Genomic DNA, 16,155 nt, shown 5'->3' with positions numbered 1-16,155 from the left:
CGGGGGCACGAGGGCGGCGGGGCTCACCAGCGGGCGGCTCCCAGATCCCGGGAGATCGCCCGGGCGGCGTGGCGGACCTGGGTGACCAGGTCCGGCTGCGGGACGCCTTGGGAGTCGCAGATCCGCTCGACCGTGCCGGAGACGCCGATGGCGCCCACCACGAGGCCGCCATGGCCCCGGATCGGCGCGGCGACGCCTGCCTCGTCCGTGATCATCTCCTGTACTTCGGCGGCCCACCCGAGCTCCCGGACCTCGGTGAGCGCCCGGGTGAGGCGCTCCGGGTCGGCCAGGGTGTGCCGGGTGTACGCCTCCAGCCCGGCCTCCACGGCCGGCTCCAGGGGCACGCTGCCGAAGGCCAGCAGCACCTTGCCGAGCGAGGAGGCGTGCAGCGGCAGCAGCGCGCCCACGTCCAGGGTCTGAAGGGTGTCGTCGGGGCGGAAGACGTGGTGGACGATGAGCACCTTGCCCTCCAGGGGCGCGCCCAGGCGGACCGCCTCCCCGCTGCGGGCGGCCAGGGCGTCGGCCCAGTTGATGGAGCGGGACCGCAGCTCGTTCACATCGAGGTAGCTGGTGCCCAGGTGCAGCAGCGCGGCCCCGAGCTGGTACTTCCCGGTCGCCGGGTCCTGCTCGACGAAGTCGATGTTCTGCAGGGTGCGCAGAATGCCGTGGGTGGTGCCCTTCGCCAGCCCGAGCGACGCGGCCACCTCACCCAGTCCGAGCCGACGGGGCCCACTGGCGAGCAGACGCAGGATCGCCGCCGCCCGTTCGATCGACTGGACCGGGCCGGCCATGAGGCAAGCGTAGTCCCGCGGTCGGCATCGGACCGGGAGGGACGGCTCTTCGCCACAGCGTTCGGTAATGCCGACCGCCGTTCATTGACCGTCCCTGCCGTCCCCCATAGCGTCCCTCTCAAGACCGGTGTCCAGCCGGCAGGAGGCCTCGAAGGAGGCGACATGACGGCTCAGCTTGATGCAGTGGCTCGGGAGGCGGACGAACATGTCTGTCCGCTGCCGCACATCCCCGAGGCCGTTTCCGTCGTACGCCGGCGGGTGCGTACGGTCCTGGCCGACTGGAATCTGGCCCCGGACCTCGCCGAGGACGCGCTCCTCGTGATCTCGGAGCTGATCACCAACGCGGTCGTCCACGCCCTGCCGCCGGCGGTGCTGCGGCTGTCACGGGTCGTCGACGGGAGCCACGCCCTGCGCGTCGAGGTCACCGACGCGGGCGCCGCGGCGGCGGAGCGGCGGCCGGTGGTCGAGCCCGACGCGGACGAGCACGGCCGCGGGCTCGACATCGTCACCGCCCTGGCGGCCGAGTGCGGTACGCGGGTCCACGCGGGCGGTATCACCTGGTGGGCGAAGCTTCTCGCCGCGTGAGCCGGCGGGCCCCGGCACAGGCCCGGCGCGCACGCCGGGACGGGGCCGGGCTCACACCGAGCCCGGCCCCCTCCCGGCTTCCCCGTCCCGTGGCGGCCTCGCCTAGGACGGCGCGCCCGCCAGGACCTCCACCTTGCCCGTGTCGAGCGAGTAGTAGGCGCCGACCACGGCAAGGTCGCCCTTTTTCACGAGCGGGGCCAGGCCCTCGTTGGAGCGCAGTTCGGCCGCGGTCAGCGTGACCTGGGCGCGGGCCATGGTCTCCACCGGGTCGTCACCGCCTTCCCGGACCGCCTGCTCGTACGCCGGCCGCAGCGCCCGGGCGATCGCCTCCAGGCTGCCGGGCAGCGGTTTGCCGTCACGGAGCGAGGTGTACGACGCCTCGACGGCGCCGCACCGCTGATGCCCGAGGACCACGATGAGCGGAGTGCCGCTGGTCAAGGGCCCGTACTCCACGGAACCCGTGACCACCGGGCCGATCGCCTCCCCGCCCGTGCGCATCACGTAGAGGTCTCCCAGCCCGGTGTCGAAGAGGAGTTCCGGCGGTACCCGGGAGTCGATGCACGCGAGGACCGACCCGAAGGGCTCCTGTTTCTGGGCCACGAACTCGCGCCGGTTCGGATCCCGGTCGGGGTGCTGGAGGTTCCCGTTCACCCAGCGCTCGTTGCCCTCCATCAGGCGCGTGAAGGCCGCCGCGGGTGTGGTCGGCCGCGTGGTCGGCTGCGTGGTCGGCCGCGCCTGCGGCGAGGTGCCGGCCGTCGCCGGGGCGCCGCTCTTCGATGAGCACCCCGCAAGTGCCGCCGTGGCGACGAACAGTCCGCCGGTGATCAGGGCCCTGCGATCCGGCTGTCTCGCTCCGTCCATCGGTCGTTCCCCTCAGTCCGCTGCGACGTATGCGTACGTCCTGGCCAGGCGATTGTTCAGCGTGGCGGGGGAACGCGACGGGAGGCGCAAGCGGGTACGGCCGGCTGTGCCACCGACGGCCCACAGAACCGGTCCGGTCGGGGCGGCCCGGCCCGTGCTCCCGAGGCGGCTACGCGAGAGGCGGGAGGTGCCGGCCGACATCCGCCACGTCCCCTGCCTGGCCCGGCAGGGGCGGTGAGCGGACTGGGCAAAGGGCCCGCAGCAAAAGGGGGTTGATCCATTCTGACCCGGAACGGGCGGCCGGGGCATCCTTTTCGCGGATGATCTTGGGGCTTTTTTGCGGCCCTAGCGTGAAGGCATGACGACGAGCGCGGGCAGGGATCTGGTGTGTGTGGCGGCCGACGGCGTGGAGCTGGCCGTTCGGGATCACGGCGGGGAGGGCGCCGCGGTGCTGTTGCTGCACGGTGCCGGGCGGACGCTGGAGGACTGGGCGCAGGCCGCCCCGCTGCTGGCGGCGGGGCACCGGGTGTGGGCGATGGATCTGCGCGGGCACGGGCGGTCGGGGGACGGCGCGGTGCCGTGGACCTTCGACGTGGCGGCCGGCGATGTGACGGCGGTGCTGGCGGCGTGCGGGGCGCCGGACGCCGTGGTGGTGGGGCATTCGCTGGGCGGGATGGTCGCCGCGCACTGCCTGGAGCGGGACGGGGGTGTGCCGGCGGCGGTGAACCTCGACGGGCACGGGATGGGGCGTCCGGAGCAGTACGTGGGACTGGACGCGGCCTCTGTGCGAGAACGGCTGGCGGAGGCAAGGAAGTTCGCTGACGAGGCGGGCGGACGGACCTTTCCCCCCGAGGCGTTGGATGCGGTCATCGGCTATCAGGCGGCCATGGCGGTGGAGTTGGGCATTCCGGCGGAGCTGATGGAGGCCGGGGTGCGACGGTCTGTAAGCGAGGCGGCGGACGGGCAGCTCTTTCTGCGGCCGGGGCGGAAGCAGGCCCTGGAGCTGCAGGAGGCGATGGCGGGCATCGATCTGTTCGCGCTGTACCGGCGGGTGACACGGCCGCTGCTGATCGCCCGTGCGCTGCGCCCCAACCCGTCGGTGCCGGGCGTGCCACCGTGGTTCGACGCGCTGATGGCGGCCTATGTGAAGGGGCTGGCACGCGATCTGGCGGAACTGGCGCGGACCCGGCCGCAGGTGACCGTCGCCGGGGTGGACGGGACCCACGCGATGCTGCTGGAACGGCCGGCGGAGGTCGCGGAGCTGGTGTCCGGGTTCGTGCGCGGGCTTCCCCGGAGGCCGTGAACCTCAGCGGGGAAAGAGCTGGAAGAGCGTGGCGGGGCGGCCCCGGTAGCGTTCGCCGCCGTTGCGCAGCGTCTGTTCGATGAAGCTGCGGGCATAGGCGCGGGGGTCCTGGCCGGCGCCGCCCAGGCCCTTGATGTAGGTGCTGTGGGCCGCCAGCGAGTCGACCGCGCGGTCGATGCCGGGGCCGACCTCGGCGGCGTGCGTGGGGTACGGGGAGGCCGCCACGGCCACCCAGCGCACGCCGTTCCAGGGCGCCAGGCCCTGCGCGCCGGCGAGTTCGGGGAAGATCCAGCGGTTGCCGGCGTCACCCGCCGCGTCCAGGACCGCCCGGCCCACCACCCGGTGGTCCGCGCTGTTCCACTGGACGCCGCCCCAGGTGTCGTGGTGGTTGAGGGTGACCAGCAGCTCCGGGCGGTGGCGGCGGATGGCCGCGGCCAGATCCCGGCGCAGCGCCGGGCCGCCCTCGATGACCCCGTCGCGATGGCGGTCGAGGAATTCGACGGTGTGGACGCCCACGAGCGTGGCACCGGCCCGCTGTTCGGTCTCGCGGACCGCGGCGCACTCCGCGGGTGCGAGCCCGTCGATCCCGGCCTCGCCGCGGGTGACCAGGAGATAGCTGACCTGGCGCCCGGCGGCGGTCCATTCGGCGATGGCGGCCGCCGCGCCGTATTCGAGGTCGTCCGGGTGGGCGACGACGGCGAGGGCCCGCTGCCAGTCCCTGGGCATGGGGGAGAGCTGGGGTTCGGCGGACATGGGGCCCTTCCTTCCCGTCCTGTCGCCGCGTCCACGTTCCTGGTGCGGCGTCTTCGTGCCGTGCCGTGCCGTGTTCGGTATGCCGTTTCGGACGTGTTCCTCGAACGTGGTCCCGTTTCGATCGTGACATGTATGGGTGGAGTCCACCCCGGTGGAGAGAAACAGTGGGGTGGCGCGGGGTGGGGATGCGGGGGTCTCCGGAGCCCGATCTCGCTCGATACACGTGCTGAGCTGGGATTCATCACATCAGGTGAACATCTGGCCCAAGGTTGCGGTCGGCAACGCGCGGTTGCCACGCTGTTGCTGACTGTCAAGCTGTTGGGAGGGGCATGTGCCTTTCGGTGAGCAGCCCGCGTACCTCCGCGTCGCCGGCGACCTGCGCCAGAAGATCGTCGACGGGGTGCTGCCACCGCACACCCGCCTTCCCTCCCAGGCGCGCATCCGTGAGGAGTACGGCGTCTCGGACACCGTCGCCCTGGAGGCGCGCAAGGTCCTGATGGCCGAGGGGCTGGTCGAGGGCCGCTCGGGGTCGGGGACGTATGTGCGCGAACAGCCCGTCCCGCGCCGTATCGCCCGCGTCGGATTCCACTCGGCCGGTGGCTGTACGCCCTTCCGGCAGGAGCAGACGGACGAGCGGGTGCGAGGCACCTGGGAATCCAGCAGCGAGCAGGAGGCGGCCGGTCCGGTGGTCGCGGCCCGGCTGCGCATCCCGCAGGGCGCCAAGGTGATGCGGACGCGCTATGTCTTCCGGGCGGAGGGCGAGCCGTCGATGCTCTCGACCTCGTGGGAGTCCCTGGAGGTGACGGGGCGGACGCCGGTGATGCTGCCGGAGGAGGGGCCGCTGGCGGGCCGCGGGGTGGTCGAACGGATGGCGGCCATCGACGTGGTGGTGGACAACGTCGTCGAGGAGGTCGGTGCGCGGCCGGCGCTGGCGGAGGAGGCCATGACGCTGGGAGGGGTGCCGGGGCATGCCGTGCTGGTCGTCTCGCGGACGTACTTCGCGGGCGGCCGGCCGGTCGAGACGGCCGATGTCGTCACCCTCGCGGACCGCTATCGCGTCGCCTACCACCTGCCTGTGAAGTGAATGGCGCGCCCGCGGCTGCCCTGCGGGTGCCGCCTAGACGCCCCGAGCCCGCCTTTGGTTCTCAGGTAGATGCCCTATTTGCTCTTCCTTGTCGGTAAATGTCGCCCTGGTGGGGGTGTGGGATACCTCACAGACCCTCAACTGGGCGGGAGATTTGCGTAGCTGGGGGAAGTTGACCGTGCGATTCGCTCTTACGATGGCGAAGTTTGTGCACGGCACGGGGGAAGACCAGGAGACCAGCACGTGAGCACGACGAAGACACCGAGCGCGGAGCAGGGCTCGCACTCGAATTACCGTCGGTCCCTCGGGACCATCGCCCTGACCGCAACTGGTCTCGGGTCCATCATCGGTTCCGGCTGGCTCTTCGGAGCCGAGCGGGCCGCCGCCATCGCCGGCCCGGCCGCGATCCTCGCCTGGGTCATCGGAGCGCTCGTCGCCCTGACGATCGCCCTCACCTACACCGAGCTCGGCTCGATGTTCCCCAAGGCCGGCGGCATGGTCCGCTACGGCCAGTACTCACACGGCTCGCTCGCCGGCTACCTCGCGGCCTGGGCGAACTGGATCGCGATCGTCTCGGTCATCCCGGGTGAGGCCACCGCCTCCGTCCAGTACATGAGTTCCTGGGACTTCGGCTGGGCGCAGGCGCTGTACGACGGCAAGGAGCTGACCGGCACCGGTGTCGGGCTCGCCAGCGTGCTGCTGATCTTCTACTTCTTCCTCAACTGGTTCGCGATCTCGCTGTTCGCGAAGACCAACACCGCGATCACGGTCTTCAAGGTCCTCGTCCCGGCCATGACCGCGGGCGCGCTGATGATGGCGCACTTCGACACCGACAACATCGTTCACCACGGCGGCTTCACGCCCAACGGCTGGAGCTCGGTCTTCACCGCCGTCGCCGTCTCCGGCATCGTCTGGGCCTACAACGGCTTCCAGTCGCCGCTGAACCTCGCCGCCGAGGCCCGTAACCCCGGCAAGTCGCTGCCGAAGGCCGTCGTCTGGTCGATCGTGATCGCGCTGGTCATCTATGTCGCGCTGCAGGTCGCGTTCCTGATGGCGGTGCCCGGCGACAAGCTGGCCGCCGGCGGTGGCTGGGCCGGTCTCGGCTTCAACTCGCCGCTCGCCGACCTCGCCATCGCCTGGGGCCTGAACTGGCTGGCGCTGCTGCTGTACGCGGACGCCTTTGTCTCGCCGTCCGGCACCGGCATGATCTACGCGGCCACCACCTCGCGCATGATCCACGGTGTGCAGGAGAACGGTCATCTGCCGGGCATCTTCGGCAAGGTGGACAAGAAGACCGGTGTGCCGCGCCCGGCGCTGCTGCTCAACCTGGTGATCGCCTTCCTGTTCCTCGCGGTCTTCCGCGGCTGGGGCTCGCTCGCCGAGATCGTCTCGGTGGCCACGGTCATCTCGTACATCACGGGTCCGGTCGCGGTGATGTCGCTGCGCCGTGTCTCGCCGGACCTCAGGCGCCCGGTGAAGCTGAAGGCGATGCCGCTGATCGCGCCGATCGCGATGATCTTCGGCTCGCTGGTCCTGTACTGGGGCCGCTGGCCGCTCACCGGCAAGGTCATCCTGATCATGGCCGTCGGACTCCCGGTCTGGGCCTGGTACGAGATCGGCAAGCCGCTGACCCAGGGCCGCAAGCCGTGGGCCGCGCTGCGCCCGCATCTGAAGGCCGGTGCCTGGATGGTGGCCTATCTGCTGGTCATGGCCTCCGTCTCGTACATGGGCGGCAAGGACTTCGGCGGTAAGGGCTATCTGCCCGAGGGCTGGGACATCCTCCTGGTCGCCGCGATCGGACTGGCCTTCTACTACTGGGGCGTGCGCAGCTCCTGGCGTAACCCGTCGCTGGTCCAGGCCGAGGCCGAGATGCGTGCCGAGGACGAGGCACGTGAGGCGGACGAGGCCGGGGAGACCGAAGGGGTCAAGGCGCCCGTCGGGGCCTGAGCCCGCCAGCGCCGCCCGGCGCCGTTCCGTACGTCTGCCCGAGCCTCTCGGGCCCCACCGGCCACTCGCAGGCCGCTTCCGGTACGCCGGGGCCCGCGGGTGGCCGGTTCGGTACCTCTTTGTGTAAATCCATATCCGGTGAGTGAAGGTCGGGCGTACGCTCGGGCATATGCGGATTGCGATTTCGGCATCAGCAGACAAGGAGCGCGTGACGGCGCGCTACCCGGCGGACGGAGGGGCGCAATGACTGAGGGTGGAGCCGTGCTCTCCTGGCTCGTCATCCGCCAGGACGAAGGGGGCAACCGCTATCGCGTGGGCCGGTATGCCACCCGAGCGGAGGCGGAGCGGGTGGCCGACCGGCTCGAGACGCGCGGCCGCCAGCAGCTCTACGTGGTCGAGAAGGCCGACCGCGCGGCGACCTGAGGGGCGGCGGGCGAGAAGCGGGACACAGGCGGGGGACGTAGGCTGCCGCGCATGACGACCGTGCGCGTAGTGGTGGGCGGAGCGGTGTGCGAGCGCGGGCGGCTGCTGGCCGCACGGCGCAGCGCACCGCCCGCGCTGGCCGGCCGCTGGGAGCTGCCCGGCGGCAAGGTGGAGGACGACGAGACACCCGAGCGGGCGCTGGAGCGTGAGCTGCGCGAGGAGCTGGGTGTCGAGGCCGCGGCCCTGGAGCGGATTCCGGGCGAGTGGGTGCTGCGCCCCGGCTATGTCCTGCGGGTGTGGACGGCCCGGCTGGTGTCCGGGGTGCCGCGGCCCCTGCAGGACCATGACGAGCTGCGCTGGCTGCTGCCCGGCGAGGAGAACCAGGTCGACTGGCTGGACCAGGACCGCCCGGCGGTCGCCGAGGCGATGCGCCGACTGGCGGCCCCGGCCGGAGCGACGGGCGTACGGCGGTAACGAGCCGCACCGGGCGACCTCTGGCCCGCGCGCACCAGGTCCCGCCTGCCCACGCCTGGGCCACCTGCCCCGTCCCGCCCGCACCCGTGCTTCCGCGCCGGTGCTGTGCGCCCCGGACCATCCGCCCCTGTGCCGCGCCCCGCGGGCCATCCTCCGCCCCGCACCGCCTCGTCCGTACGCGCCCGGACCGCCCGCCCAGGGCAGTCCGCACCTCCCCGCACGCCCCGCGTATCCCGCTCCGCCCCGTCGCCCGAGGCTGCCCGTTCACCGCGGCAGTCCGCCGCTCCGCCGCGGCAATATGTTTCATTTGTGCCACAGTGCACCGCTGCAGGCGATATGCGGAGTCAGATACCGGGTATGTCCTGATTGACCCCATCGATGCAGACAAGGCGACGGGGATGCCATCGGGCTGGGATGTGATCGGCGTGAGCGACAGCGCAGCGGCAGGGGTCCCTGAGCCCGGATCCGGCAGCGCTCGCAGGCGCAGCAAGGCCGTCGGTTCCGCCACCGCCGAATGGAGCTTTCCGGCCGACCCCGGAGCGGTGCGCACCGCCCGCACGGTGGTCCGGCGGGTGCTGGACGACTGGGGTCTGAACGGCGCCGCCGATATGGCCGTACTACTCGTCAGCGAGCTCGTCACCAACTCCCTGCGCCATGCCAGCGGGCCGATCGGGGTCCGTATGGTGCTGCTCAGCTCCGACGGGCTGCTCGTCGAGGTATCCGATCCGCTGCCCGACCCGCCACGGGAGCGCGACGCCGCTCCCGACGACGAGGGAGGCCGGGGATTGCAGCTGGTCGCATGCAGTTCGCGACGATGGGGGACCCGTCGCGGAAAGAGCGGTAAGACAGTGTGGTTCGAGCTGTCGGTGGCTGGTTAGGAGACAGATGAAGTCCTGATCGTTGCCATTCCATCGACATTTCGTCGAAGGGCTGCGATCGAGACTGTGCTGTGATCGTGAAGACCGTGTTCCGGATAGCCGGGGTATTGGATACTCGGGCTGGTCCGGTCCGGGCACGATGAGCTGGAGGGGACGGGGCTCGTGAGCAACATGTCATCTGGCGGGGCAGAACCCGCGCAGGCCGATGGTCAGGGCGGTGCGGACAGCCCGGGTGACCCAGGTGGCCGTCCGCACGTGCGCGATCTGCAAGGTCCGCCCGTGTGGCAGAGCAGCCGGCCCGGATCGATCTATGACTACATCCGTGTGGCCTCCTTCTCGCTCGGCCCCGACGGGCGGATCGAGCAGTGGAGCGAGCGGGCGGAGCAGATGCTCGGCATCCCCGCCCGATACGCGCTCGGCAAGGACCCCGTGGAGGCGTTCGTCCCGCGGGAGTTGCGCGAGACCGGGCACCGCAAGGTGTCCGAGATACTCGACGGCCGGGAGTGGACCGGCCTGGTGCCCTACCGCCGGGAAACGAGCGGTGCGGCGGACGGGCTCGCCGAGATCTATGTGATGCCCTCGCGCAACGAGGACGGGGAGCGCGCCGCGGTCTGTCTGGTCGTCGATGTCCGGGCGCTGCGCGGCATCGAAACCGACCTCGCCGCCTCGCAGGCCGTTTTCGGTCAATCTCCCATGGGCTTCACGCTGTTCGGCACGGACCTGAAGCTGCTGCGGGTCAACGAGCGGTTCGCCTCGGTCTTCGGCGGCCCGGCGAGCAAGTACCGCGGCTGCGGCCCGCACGACTTCCTGCCGCGGTCCGAGGCCGAGCGGATGACCGCCGCGCTGCGCCGCGTCCTGGAGACCGGTGAGCCGGTCGCCGAGATGCAGCTGGTCGGTCTGGCGTCCGGCGATGAGGACCGCCGCCGCTGGTCGGTGTCGCTCTACCGGCTGCACGGCGCCAGCGGCCGCCCCATAGGTGTCGCGGCGCTCGCCGCCGACGTGACCGGCCGGCGCCGGGCCGAGCGCGAGGCCGCCAACGCCCGCCGCAACCTCGCCCTGCTCAACGAAGCCGGCGCCCGGATAGGCAACTCCCTCGATCTGGAGACCACCGCCCGCACCCTGCTGGACGTCGCCGTACCGCAGTTCTGCGATCTGGCCTCGGTGGACCTCTACCAGGGCCTGCTGTCCGGTGACGAGGCCCCGCCCGGGATGAGCGACGGCAGCGCCGAGCTGCGCCGGGTCGCCTTCGCCAGCGCCGTCTCGGACGCCCCGCTCGCCACCACCCCCGGTGTCCTCGGCGACACACCGGGCCCGGTCGCGGTCGGCGCCGTCCACCGCTACCCCTTCAACTCCCCCTGCGCGAGCGCCCTGCGGACCGCCCATGCGCAGATCATCCCGGGCCGGGAGAGCGACGACGGGCCGGAGCTGGGCGCGGTGGTGCACTCCACCCTCGCCGTCCCGATGGTCGCCAGGGACACGGTCGTCGGACTGGTGCAGTTCTCCCGTACGAAGGGCAGTGAGCCGTTCGGTGAGCGGGACACCGCGCTCGCCGTCGAACTGGCCGCGCGCGCCGCGGTCTGTATCGACAACGCCCGCCTCTACCGCCGGGAGCACGAACGCGCGCTGATATTGCAGCGCAGTCTGCTGCCGCCCGGCGACCCGGAGGCGGCCGGCCTGGACATCGCCTGCCGCTATCTGCCCGGCACCACCGCCACCGAGGTCGGCGGCGACTGGTTCGATGTCATCGAACTCCCCGGCCACCGCACGGCCTTGGTCGTCGGCGACGTCATGGGGCGCGGACTGCGCGCCGCCGTGGCCATGGGTGAACTGCGCACCGCCGTCCGCACGTTGGCGCTGCTGGACCTGGAACCGGCCGAGGTGCTCTCGGCGCTGGACGAGATCGCCCGCGGGCTCGGCGGCGACGGCGACGGCAGGTCCACCGCCCGGTCCGCCCGCGGCCGGTCCGGAAGCGCCGACGGCACACCCGAGACGAACCGCTCCGCCCGTACCGCCGATCTCTCCGAGGTCTACCTCGCCACCTGCGTCTACGCCGTCTACGACCCGGTCACCCGGCGCTGTACGTTCGCCAACGCCGGGCATCTGCCGCCGGTGCTGGTCGAGGACGGGGAGGACGCACTGCTGCTCGACGTCCCCCCGGGGATGCCGCTGGGGGTCGGCGGGGAGCCGTTCGAGGAGATCGAGGTCGAGCTGCCGGACGGCGCGCTGCTCGCGCTCTACACCGACGGTCTGGTGGAGTCCCGCCACCACCCGCTGGACGAAGGCCTGCGGGCGTTCCGTACGGCCCTCTCCGGCGCCGACCGCCCGTTGGAGGACGCCTGCGACCACGTCCTGAACGCCCTGGACACCTCGCACGGCGAGGACGACATCGCGCTGCTGATGGCGCGGGTGCACGGGCTGCCCAAGGACGCGGTGGGCGACTGGAACCTGGCACCGGAGGCACGTTCGGTCGCCCGCGCTCGTGAACTGGCCCGCGACCAGCTCACGGACTGGGGCCTGCAGGACCTGGTCGACACCACCGAGCTGCTGGTCAGCGAGCTGGTGACCAATGCGCTGCGGCACGGCCACGGTGAGATCCGGCTGCGCCTGCTGCTGGACCGCTCGCTGGTCTGCGAGGTCTGGGACGCCGATCTCGCCCAGCCGCGCCGCCGCCGCGCCCGCGACACCGACGAGGGCGGCCGCGGACTACAGCTGGTCGGTCTGCTCAGTGAGGGCTGGGGCAGCCGCCGTACCCCGCGCGGCAAGACCGTGTGGTTCGAACTCGCGCTGCCCGACGGGGAGTCGACGGCGGTGGATCCGGCCGAGGCCCTGCTGAGCCTGTTCTGAGACCCGGGCGGGCGCGGGGCGCCGCGGGGGCCGGGTGTGGCACCGGCCCCGCGCAGGCGCCCGTCAGGTCATTCGCTGCGCCGGCAGATCACTCGCCCCTCCGCCGGATCTTGTTCCCGAGCCACACCAGCGGGTCGTACTTGCGGTCCGCGGCGCGCTCCTTCAGCGGGATCAGCGCATTGTCGGTGATCTTGATGTTCTCGGGGCAGACCTCGGTGCAGCACTTGGTGATGTTGCAGTAGCCCAGGCCGTGTTCGTCCTGGGCGGCGGCCTTGCGGTCGACACCGGACTCCGGCGCCGCGTCCAGCGGGTGCATATCGAGCTCGGCGATCCGCATCAGGAAGCGCGGACCGGCGAACGCGGCCTTGTTCTCCTCGTGGTCGCGCACCACATGGCAGGTGTCCTGGCACAGGAAGCACTCGATGCACTTACGGAACTCCTGCGAGCGGCCGACATCCTCCTGCCGCATGCGGTACTCACCGGGCCCCAGCTCCGGGGGCGGCACGAACGACGGGATCTCGCGGGCCTTGCTGTAGTTGAAGGACACATCGGTGACCAGGTCACGGACGACCGGGAAGGCCCGCATCGGGGTGACCGTGATCGTCTCCGTACGGTCGAAGACCGACATCCGGGTCATACACAGCAGCCGCGGCCGCCCGTTGATCTCCGCGCTGCACGAACCGCACTTGCCCGCCTTGCAGTTCCAGCGCACGGCGAGATCGGGCGCCTGGGTCGCCTGGAGGCGGTGGATGATGTCCAGCACCACCTCGCCCTCGTGCACCTCGACCGTGAAATCCGCCAGGTCACCGGCGTCCGCGTCGCCCCGCCACACCCGGAAGTGCGCCTGGTAGGTCCCGGACTGCTGCTCTGTCTGCGCCTGACTCACCGGCTCAGCTCCTCGTCGGTCAGATACTTCGCCAGCTCGTCCTTCTCGAACAGTTCCAGCAGATCGCGGCGGATCGGCGGGGTCTCGCGGCGGGAGAGCCGGATCTGGCCCAGCGCCGGGTCCGCCGCCCGTGAATCGCCCTGCGGATCGGCGAGTTCACAGACCAGATTGATCTTGCGCCAGTGCCGGTCCATCGCCGGATGGTCGTCGCGGGTGTGCCCGCCCCGGCTCTCCTCGCGCTCCAGCGCCGCCCGGGCCACGCACTCGCTGACCAGCAGCATGTTCCGCAGATCGAGCGACAGATGCCAGCCCGGGTTGTACTGCCGGTGCCCTTCGACACCGGCCCGCCGGGCCCGTACCCGCAGATCGGCCAGCCGCTTGAGCGCCTCGAACATCTCGCTCTCCCTGCGGATGATGCCGACCAGGTCGTTCATCGCCTGCTGGAGCTCCTGGTGCAGGGTGTACGGATTCTCCGCCGGGACCCGTTCGCCGCCCACGGCTTCCCCGGTGTCCTCGGTGTCCTCGGCGCTGAACGGGCGCAGCGCCTCCGCCTCCGCCGCGTCGATCTGCAGCGGATCGGGCGCCGGCCGCTCGGCCGGCGACGCCGCGTACTCGGCCGCGTGCAGCCCCGCCCGGCGGCCGAAGACCAGCAGGTCGGAGAGGGAGTTGCCGCCCAGCCGGTTGGAGCCGTGCATCCCGCCGGCCACCTCGCCGGCCGCGAACAGGCCCGGTACACCGTGCGCCGCCGCGGTGTCGGGGTCCACATCCACCCCGCCCATCACGTAGTGACAGGTCGGGCCGACCTCCATCGGCTCTGCGGTGATGTCCACATCCGCCAGCTCCTTGAACTGGTGGTGCATCGACGGCAGCCGGCGGATGATCACCTCGGCCGGCATCCGGGTGGAGACATCCAGATAGACACCACCGTGCGGGGAGCCGCGGCCCGCCTTGACCTCGGCGTTGATGGCGCGGGCGACCTCGTCACGGGGCAGCAGCTCGGGCGGGCGGCGGTTGCTCTCCGGATCCTCGTACCAGCGGTCGCCCTCCTCCTCGGTCTCCGCGTACTTCTCCTTGAAGACGTCCGGGACGTAGTCGAACATGAAGCGCTTTCCGTCGCTGTTGCGCAGCACCCCGCCGTCGCCGCGGACGGATTCGGTGACGAGGATGCCCTTCACCGACGGCGGCCAGACCATGCCGGTGGGGTGGAACTGCACGAACTCCATGTTGATCAGCGGAGCCCCGGCCAGCAGCGCCAGCGCATGGCCGTCGCCGGTGTACTCCCAGGAGTTCGAGGTCACCTTGAAGGACTTGCCGATACCGCCGGTGGCCAGCACCACCGCGGGCGCCTCCAGCACGAAGAAGCGGCCGGACTCCCGCTCGTAGCAGAAGGCGCCGGACACCCGGCCGTCTGTCTTGAGGACGCGGGTGACCGTGCACTCCTGGAAGACCTTCAACCGGGCGTCGTACGCGCCGAATTCCTTCTCGTCCTCCTGCTGCAGCGAGACGATCTTCTGCTGGAGGGTGCGGATCAGCTCCAGGCCCGTACGGTCGCCGACATGGGCGAGACGCGGGTACTCATGGCCGCCGAAGTTGCGCTGCGAGATCCGGCCGTCCGCGGTGCGGTCGAAGAGCGCGCCCCAGGTCTCCAGCTCCCACACCCGGTCGGGCGCCTCCCGGGCGTGCAGCTCGGCCATCCGCCACTGGTTGAGGAACTTGCCGCCGCGCATGGTGTCCCGGAAGTGGACCTGCCAGTTGTCATGCTCGTTGGCGTTGCCCATGCTGGCCGCGATACCGCCCTCGGCCATCACCGTATGGGCCTTGCCGAACAGGGACTTGCAGATCACGGCCGTCCGCATACCGGCTTCGCGGGCCTCGATCGCGGCCCGCAGTCCGGCGCCGCCGGCGCCCACCACGACCACGTCCCATGCCTGCCGGTCCACATGCGCCATCAGAGGGCACACCTTTCCTTAGGAGATGCTGTCGTCAGAAGAAGCGGGGGTCCTCGAACGCCCCGCTGGCCAGCAGGAAGACATAGAAGTCCGCGACGGCCACGCTGATCAGCGAGGCCCAGGCGAGCAGCATGTGCCGCTCGTTGAGCCTGCCGACCCAGCCCCACAGCCGGTAGCGCACCGGGTGCTTGGAGAAGTGCCGCAGCCGGCCGCCGACGATGTGCCGGCAGGAGTGACAGGAGAGGGTGTACGCCCAGATCAGCACGATGTTGACGAGGAAGACCAGGGTGCCCAGGCCCATGTGGCCCCAGGCGTAGTTCTCGTCACGGAAGGTCAGTGCGGTGTCGTAGGTCAGTACGCCGGCGACCAGGATCGCGAAGTAGAAGAAGTAGCGGTGGATGTTCTGCAGGATCAGCGGGAAGCGGGTCTCGCCGGTGTACTTCTTGTGCGGCTCGGCGACCGCGCAGGCCGGCGGTGAGGCCCAGAAGCCGCGGTAGTAGGCCTTGCGGTAGTAGTAGCAGGTCAGCCGGAAGCCCAGCGGGAAGATCAGGATCAGCAGGGCGGGGGACAGGCCCCACCAGCTGCCGAAGATCTCCCAGTTGGGGCCGCCGCGCATGGTGTGGCAGTTCTCCGCCAGACACGGCGAGTAGAACGGTGAGACATAGGGCGCGGCGTAGTAGTCGGCGTTCGCGAACGCCCGCCAGGTCGAGTAGACGATGAACGCGAGCAGCCCGGCGGCGGTACCGGCCGGCGCCAGCCACCAGCGGTCGGTGCGCAGATGACGGGCGGGGATGGCGGCGCGCGAGGAGGCGTGCACGCCGGTTGCGCCCGCTTGCGATGAGGGTTCGGTGCCAGTGGCCAACGTCGGTCTCCGTGAAAGGCGCTCCGGCCGGATACTTTCCGCCGGGACGGCAACGGGGTAGGGGAACGAGTGGGGCGAAGCCACCCCCTAAGGGGCCTCCACCAGGGGATTCCCCCTAGGGCGCGTGGCCGTTCCTGCAGCCGAGGCCCTCGTCCTGGGCGTCGGTCCACAGCGCGGAGTTGTAGGGGGCGTCCGAGATCGGCACCATCTCGACTTCGGGCGTGCTCCGGTGGACGGGGGGACCTGCCGCGACGCTCTGCTTCAGCAGGGTCAGGCTCTCGCGCAGATGGTCGGTGTCCGTGCGCACCCGGCGGATGTCCAGGCCGGCGCCGAGCTGCGTCTCCAGTTTTCCCACCGACCGGACCAGGTCGTCCAGGCTGCGCTCAACCGCCGTCATAGCGTCCTGAAGGGACATAACGTGCCCTCACTTTTGAAGGTGTGGTGGGCGATCTCATGCGCCCGAGAGTGTCGCGCGTCACAGTAGGCGTTGGGAAGGGGTCCAGCGTGATTACGAC

At 71.1% G+C, this 16,155-nt stretch carries 15 protein-coding genes; 8 read left to right on the top strand and 7 right to left on the bottom strand.

The genetic code is table 11. The features are described 5' to 3' along the window. Positions 1–23: 23 nt before the first annotated feature. Positions 24–791 (bottom strand): IclR family transcriptional regulator, encoded by a 768-nt coding sequence (locus SLV14N_RS13610; RefSeq protein ID WP_093637594.1) that lies wholly within the window; start codon positions 789–791, stop codon positions 24–26. Positions 792–953: 162 nt separating this feature from the next. On the opposite strand from SLV14N_RS13610, the gene SLV14N_RS13605 reads away from it, so the two are divergent. Continuing rightward, the gene (locus tag SLV14N_RS13605; RefSeq protein WP_208681155.1) at positions 954–1,376 is read left to right on the top strand and encodes an ATP-binding protein; all 423 of its coding nucleotides are present in this window, start codon (positions 954–956) and stop codon (positions 1,374–1,376) included. Positions 1,377–1,478: 102 nt separating this feature from the next. Here the strand turns inward: SLV14N_RS13605 and SLV14N_RS13600 are convergent, their stop codons facing one another. Next, the gene (locus SLV14N_RS13600) at positions 1,479–2,237 is read right to left on the bottom strand and encodes a carbonic anhydrase (protein ID WP_208681154.1); all 759 of its coding nucleotides are present in this window, start codon (positions 2,235–2,237) and stop codon (positions 1,479–1,481) included. Between the two features lie 358 nt (positions 2,238–2,595). Here SLV14N_RS13600 and SLV14N_RS13595 point away from each other — a divergent pair, with 358 nt between their 5' ends. Beyond that, a complete protein-coding gene (locus SLV14N_RS13595; RefSeq protein ID WP_208681153.1) occupies positions 2,596–3,540 on the top strand; it encodes an alpha/beta fold hydrolase in 945 nt (314 codons plus the stop codon). Between the two features lie 3 nt (positions 3,541–3,543). Here the strand turns inward: SLV14N_RS13595 and SLV14N_RS13590 are convergent, their stop codons facing one another. Beyond that, entirely contained in the window at positions 3,544–4,293 is a 750-nt protein-coding gene (locus SLV14N_RS13590; protein WP_263269450.1) for a PIG-L deacetylase family protein, read from the bottom strand. Positions 4,294–4,624: 331 nt separating this feature from the next. Here SLV14N_RS13590 and SLV14N_RS13585 point away from each other — a divergent pair, with 331 nt between their 5' ends. From SLV14N_RS13585 to SLV14N_RS13560, 6 genes are all read left to right on the top strand, one after another. Next, positions 4,625–5,377 (top strand): GntR family transcriptional regulator, encoded by a 753-nt coding sequence (locus SLV14N_RS13585; RefSeq protein WP_208681151.1) that lies wholly within the window; start codon positions 4,625–4,627, stop codon positions 5,375–5,377. Between the two features lie 243 nt (positions 5,378–5,620). Beyond that, positions 5,621–7,324, top strand: a complete 1,704-nt coding sequence (locus tag SLV14N_RS13580) for an APC family permease (RefSeq protein ID WP_208681150.1) — start codon at positions 5,621–5,623, stop codon at positions 7,322–7,324. Positions 7,325–7,567: 243 nt separating this feature from the next. Further along, complete coding sequence (locus SLV14N_RS13575; RefSeq protein WP_208681149.1) at positions 7,568–7,747, top strand: SPOR domain-containing protein; 180 nt, start codon at positions 7,568–7,570, stop codon at positions 7,745–7,747. A 51-nt stretch (positions 7,748–7,798) separates the two neighbouring features. Beyond that, positions 7,799–8,221 carry a (deoxy)nucleoside triphosphate pyrophosphohydrolase gene (locus SLV14N_RS13570; protein ID WP_208681148.1) on the top strand — a complete coding sequence of 141 codons (423 nt, stop codon included), beginning with the start codon at positions 7,799–7,801 and terminating at the stop codon, positions 8,219–8,221. A 416-nt stretch (positions 8,222–8,637) separates the two neighbouring features. Then, positions 8,638–9,099, top strand: coding sequence for an ATP-binding protein (locus tag SLV14N_RS13565; RefSeq protein WP_020397725.1), 462 nt, complete (start codon positions 8,638–8,640; stop codon positions 9,097–9,099). A gap of 279 nt (positions 9,100–9,378) precedes the next feature. Then, positions 9,379–11,943, top strand: coding sequence for a SpoIIE family protein phosphatase (locus SLV14N_RS13560; RefSeq protein ID WP_208681147.1), 2,565 nt, complete (start codon positions 9,379–9,381; stop codon positions 11,941–11,943). A gap of 88 nt (positions 11,944–12,031) precedes the next feature. On the opposite strand, the gene SLV14N_RS13555 is transcribed toward SLV14N_RS13560, so the two are convergent. The 4 genes from SLV14N_RS13555 to SLV14N_RS13540 all read right to left on the bottom strand — a co-directional run bounded on the left by SLV14N_RS13555 (position 12,032) and on the right by SLV14N_RS13540 (position 16,055). Then, positions 12,032–12,829 (bottom strand): succinate dehydrogenase/fumarate reductase iron-sulfur subunit, encoded by a 798-nt coding sequence (locus tag SLV14N_RS13555; RefSeq protein WP_263269449.1) that lies wholly within the window; start codon positions 12,827–12,829, stop codon positions 12,032–12,034. Then, positions 12,826–14,778, bottom strand: a complete 1,953-nt coding sequence (locus SLV14N_RS13550) for a fumarate reductase/succinate dehydrogenase flavoprotein subunit (RefSeq protein ID WP_208681145.1) — start codon at positions 14,776–14,778, stop codon at positions 12,826–12,828. The genes SLV14N_RS13555 and SLV14N_RS13550 overlap by 4 nt, the downstream gene beginning before the upstream one ends. Before the next feature lie 34 nt (positions 14,779–14,812). Beyond that, complete coding sequence (locus tag SLV14N_RS13545; RefSeq protein WP_263269447.1) at positions 14,813–15,640, bottom strand: hypothetical protein; 828 nt, start codon at positions 15,638–15,640, stop codon at positions 14,813–14,815. A 115-nt stretch (positions 15,641–15,755) separates the two neighbouring features. Further along, positions 15,756–16,055, bottom strand: coding sequence for a hypothetical protein (locus tag SLV14N_RS13540; RefSeq protein ID WP_208681143.1), 300 nt, complete (start codon positions 16,053–16,055; stop codon positions 15,756–15,758). Between the last annotated feature and the right edge of the window lie 100 nt (positions 16,056–16,155).

The sequence above is a fragment of the Streptomyces sp. Je 1-4 4N24 genome, assembly GCF_026239515.1.
Lineage (GTDB): Bacteria > Actinomycetota > Actinomycetes > Streptomycetales > Streptomycetaceae > Streptomyces > Streptomyces nigrescens.
Note: the sequence above shows the minus strand (reverse complement) of the source record. Positions and strands in the feature narration are given on the sequence as shown.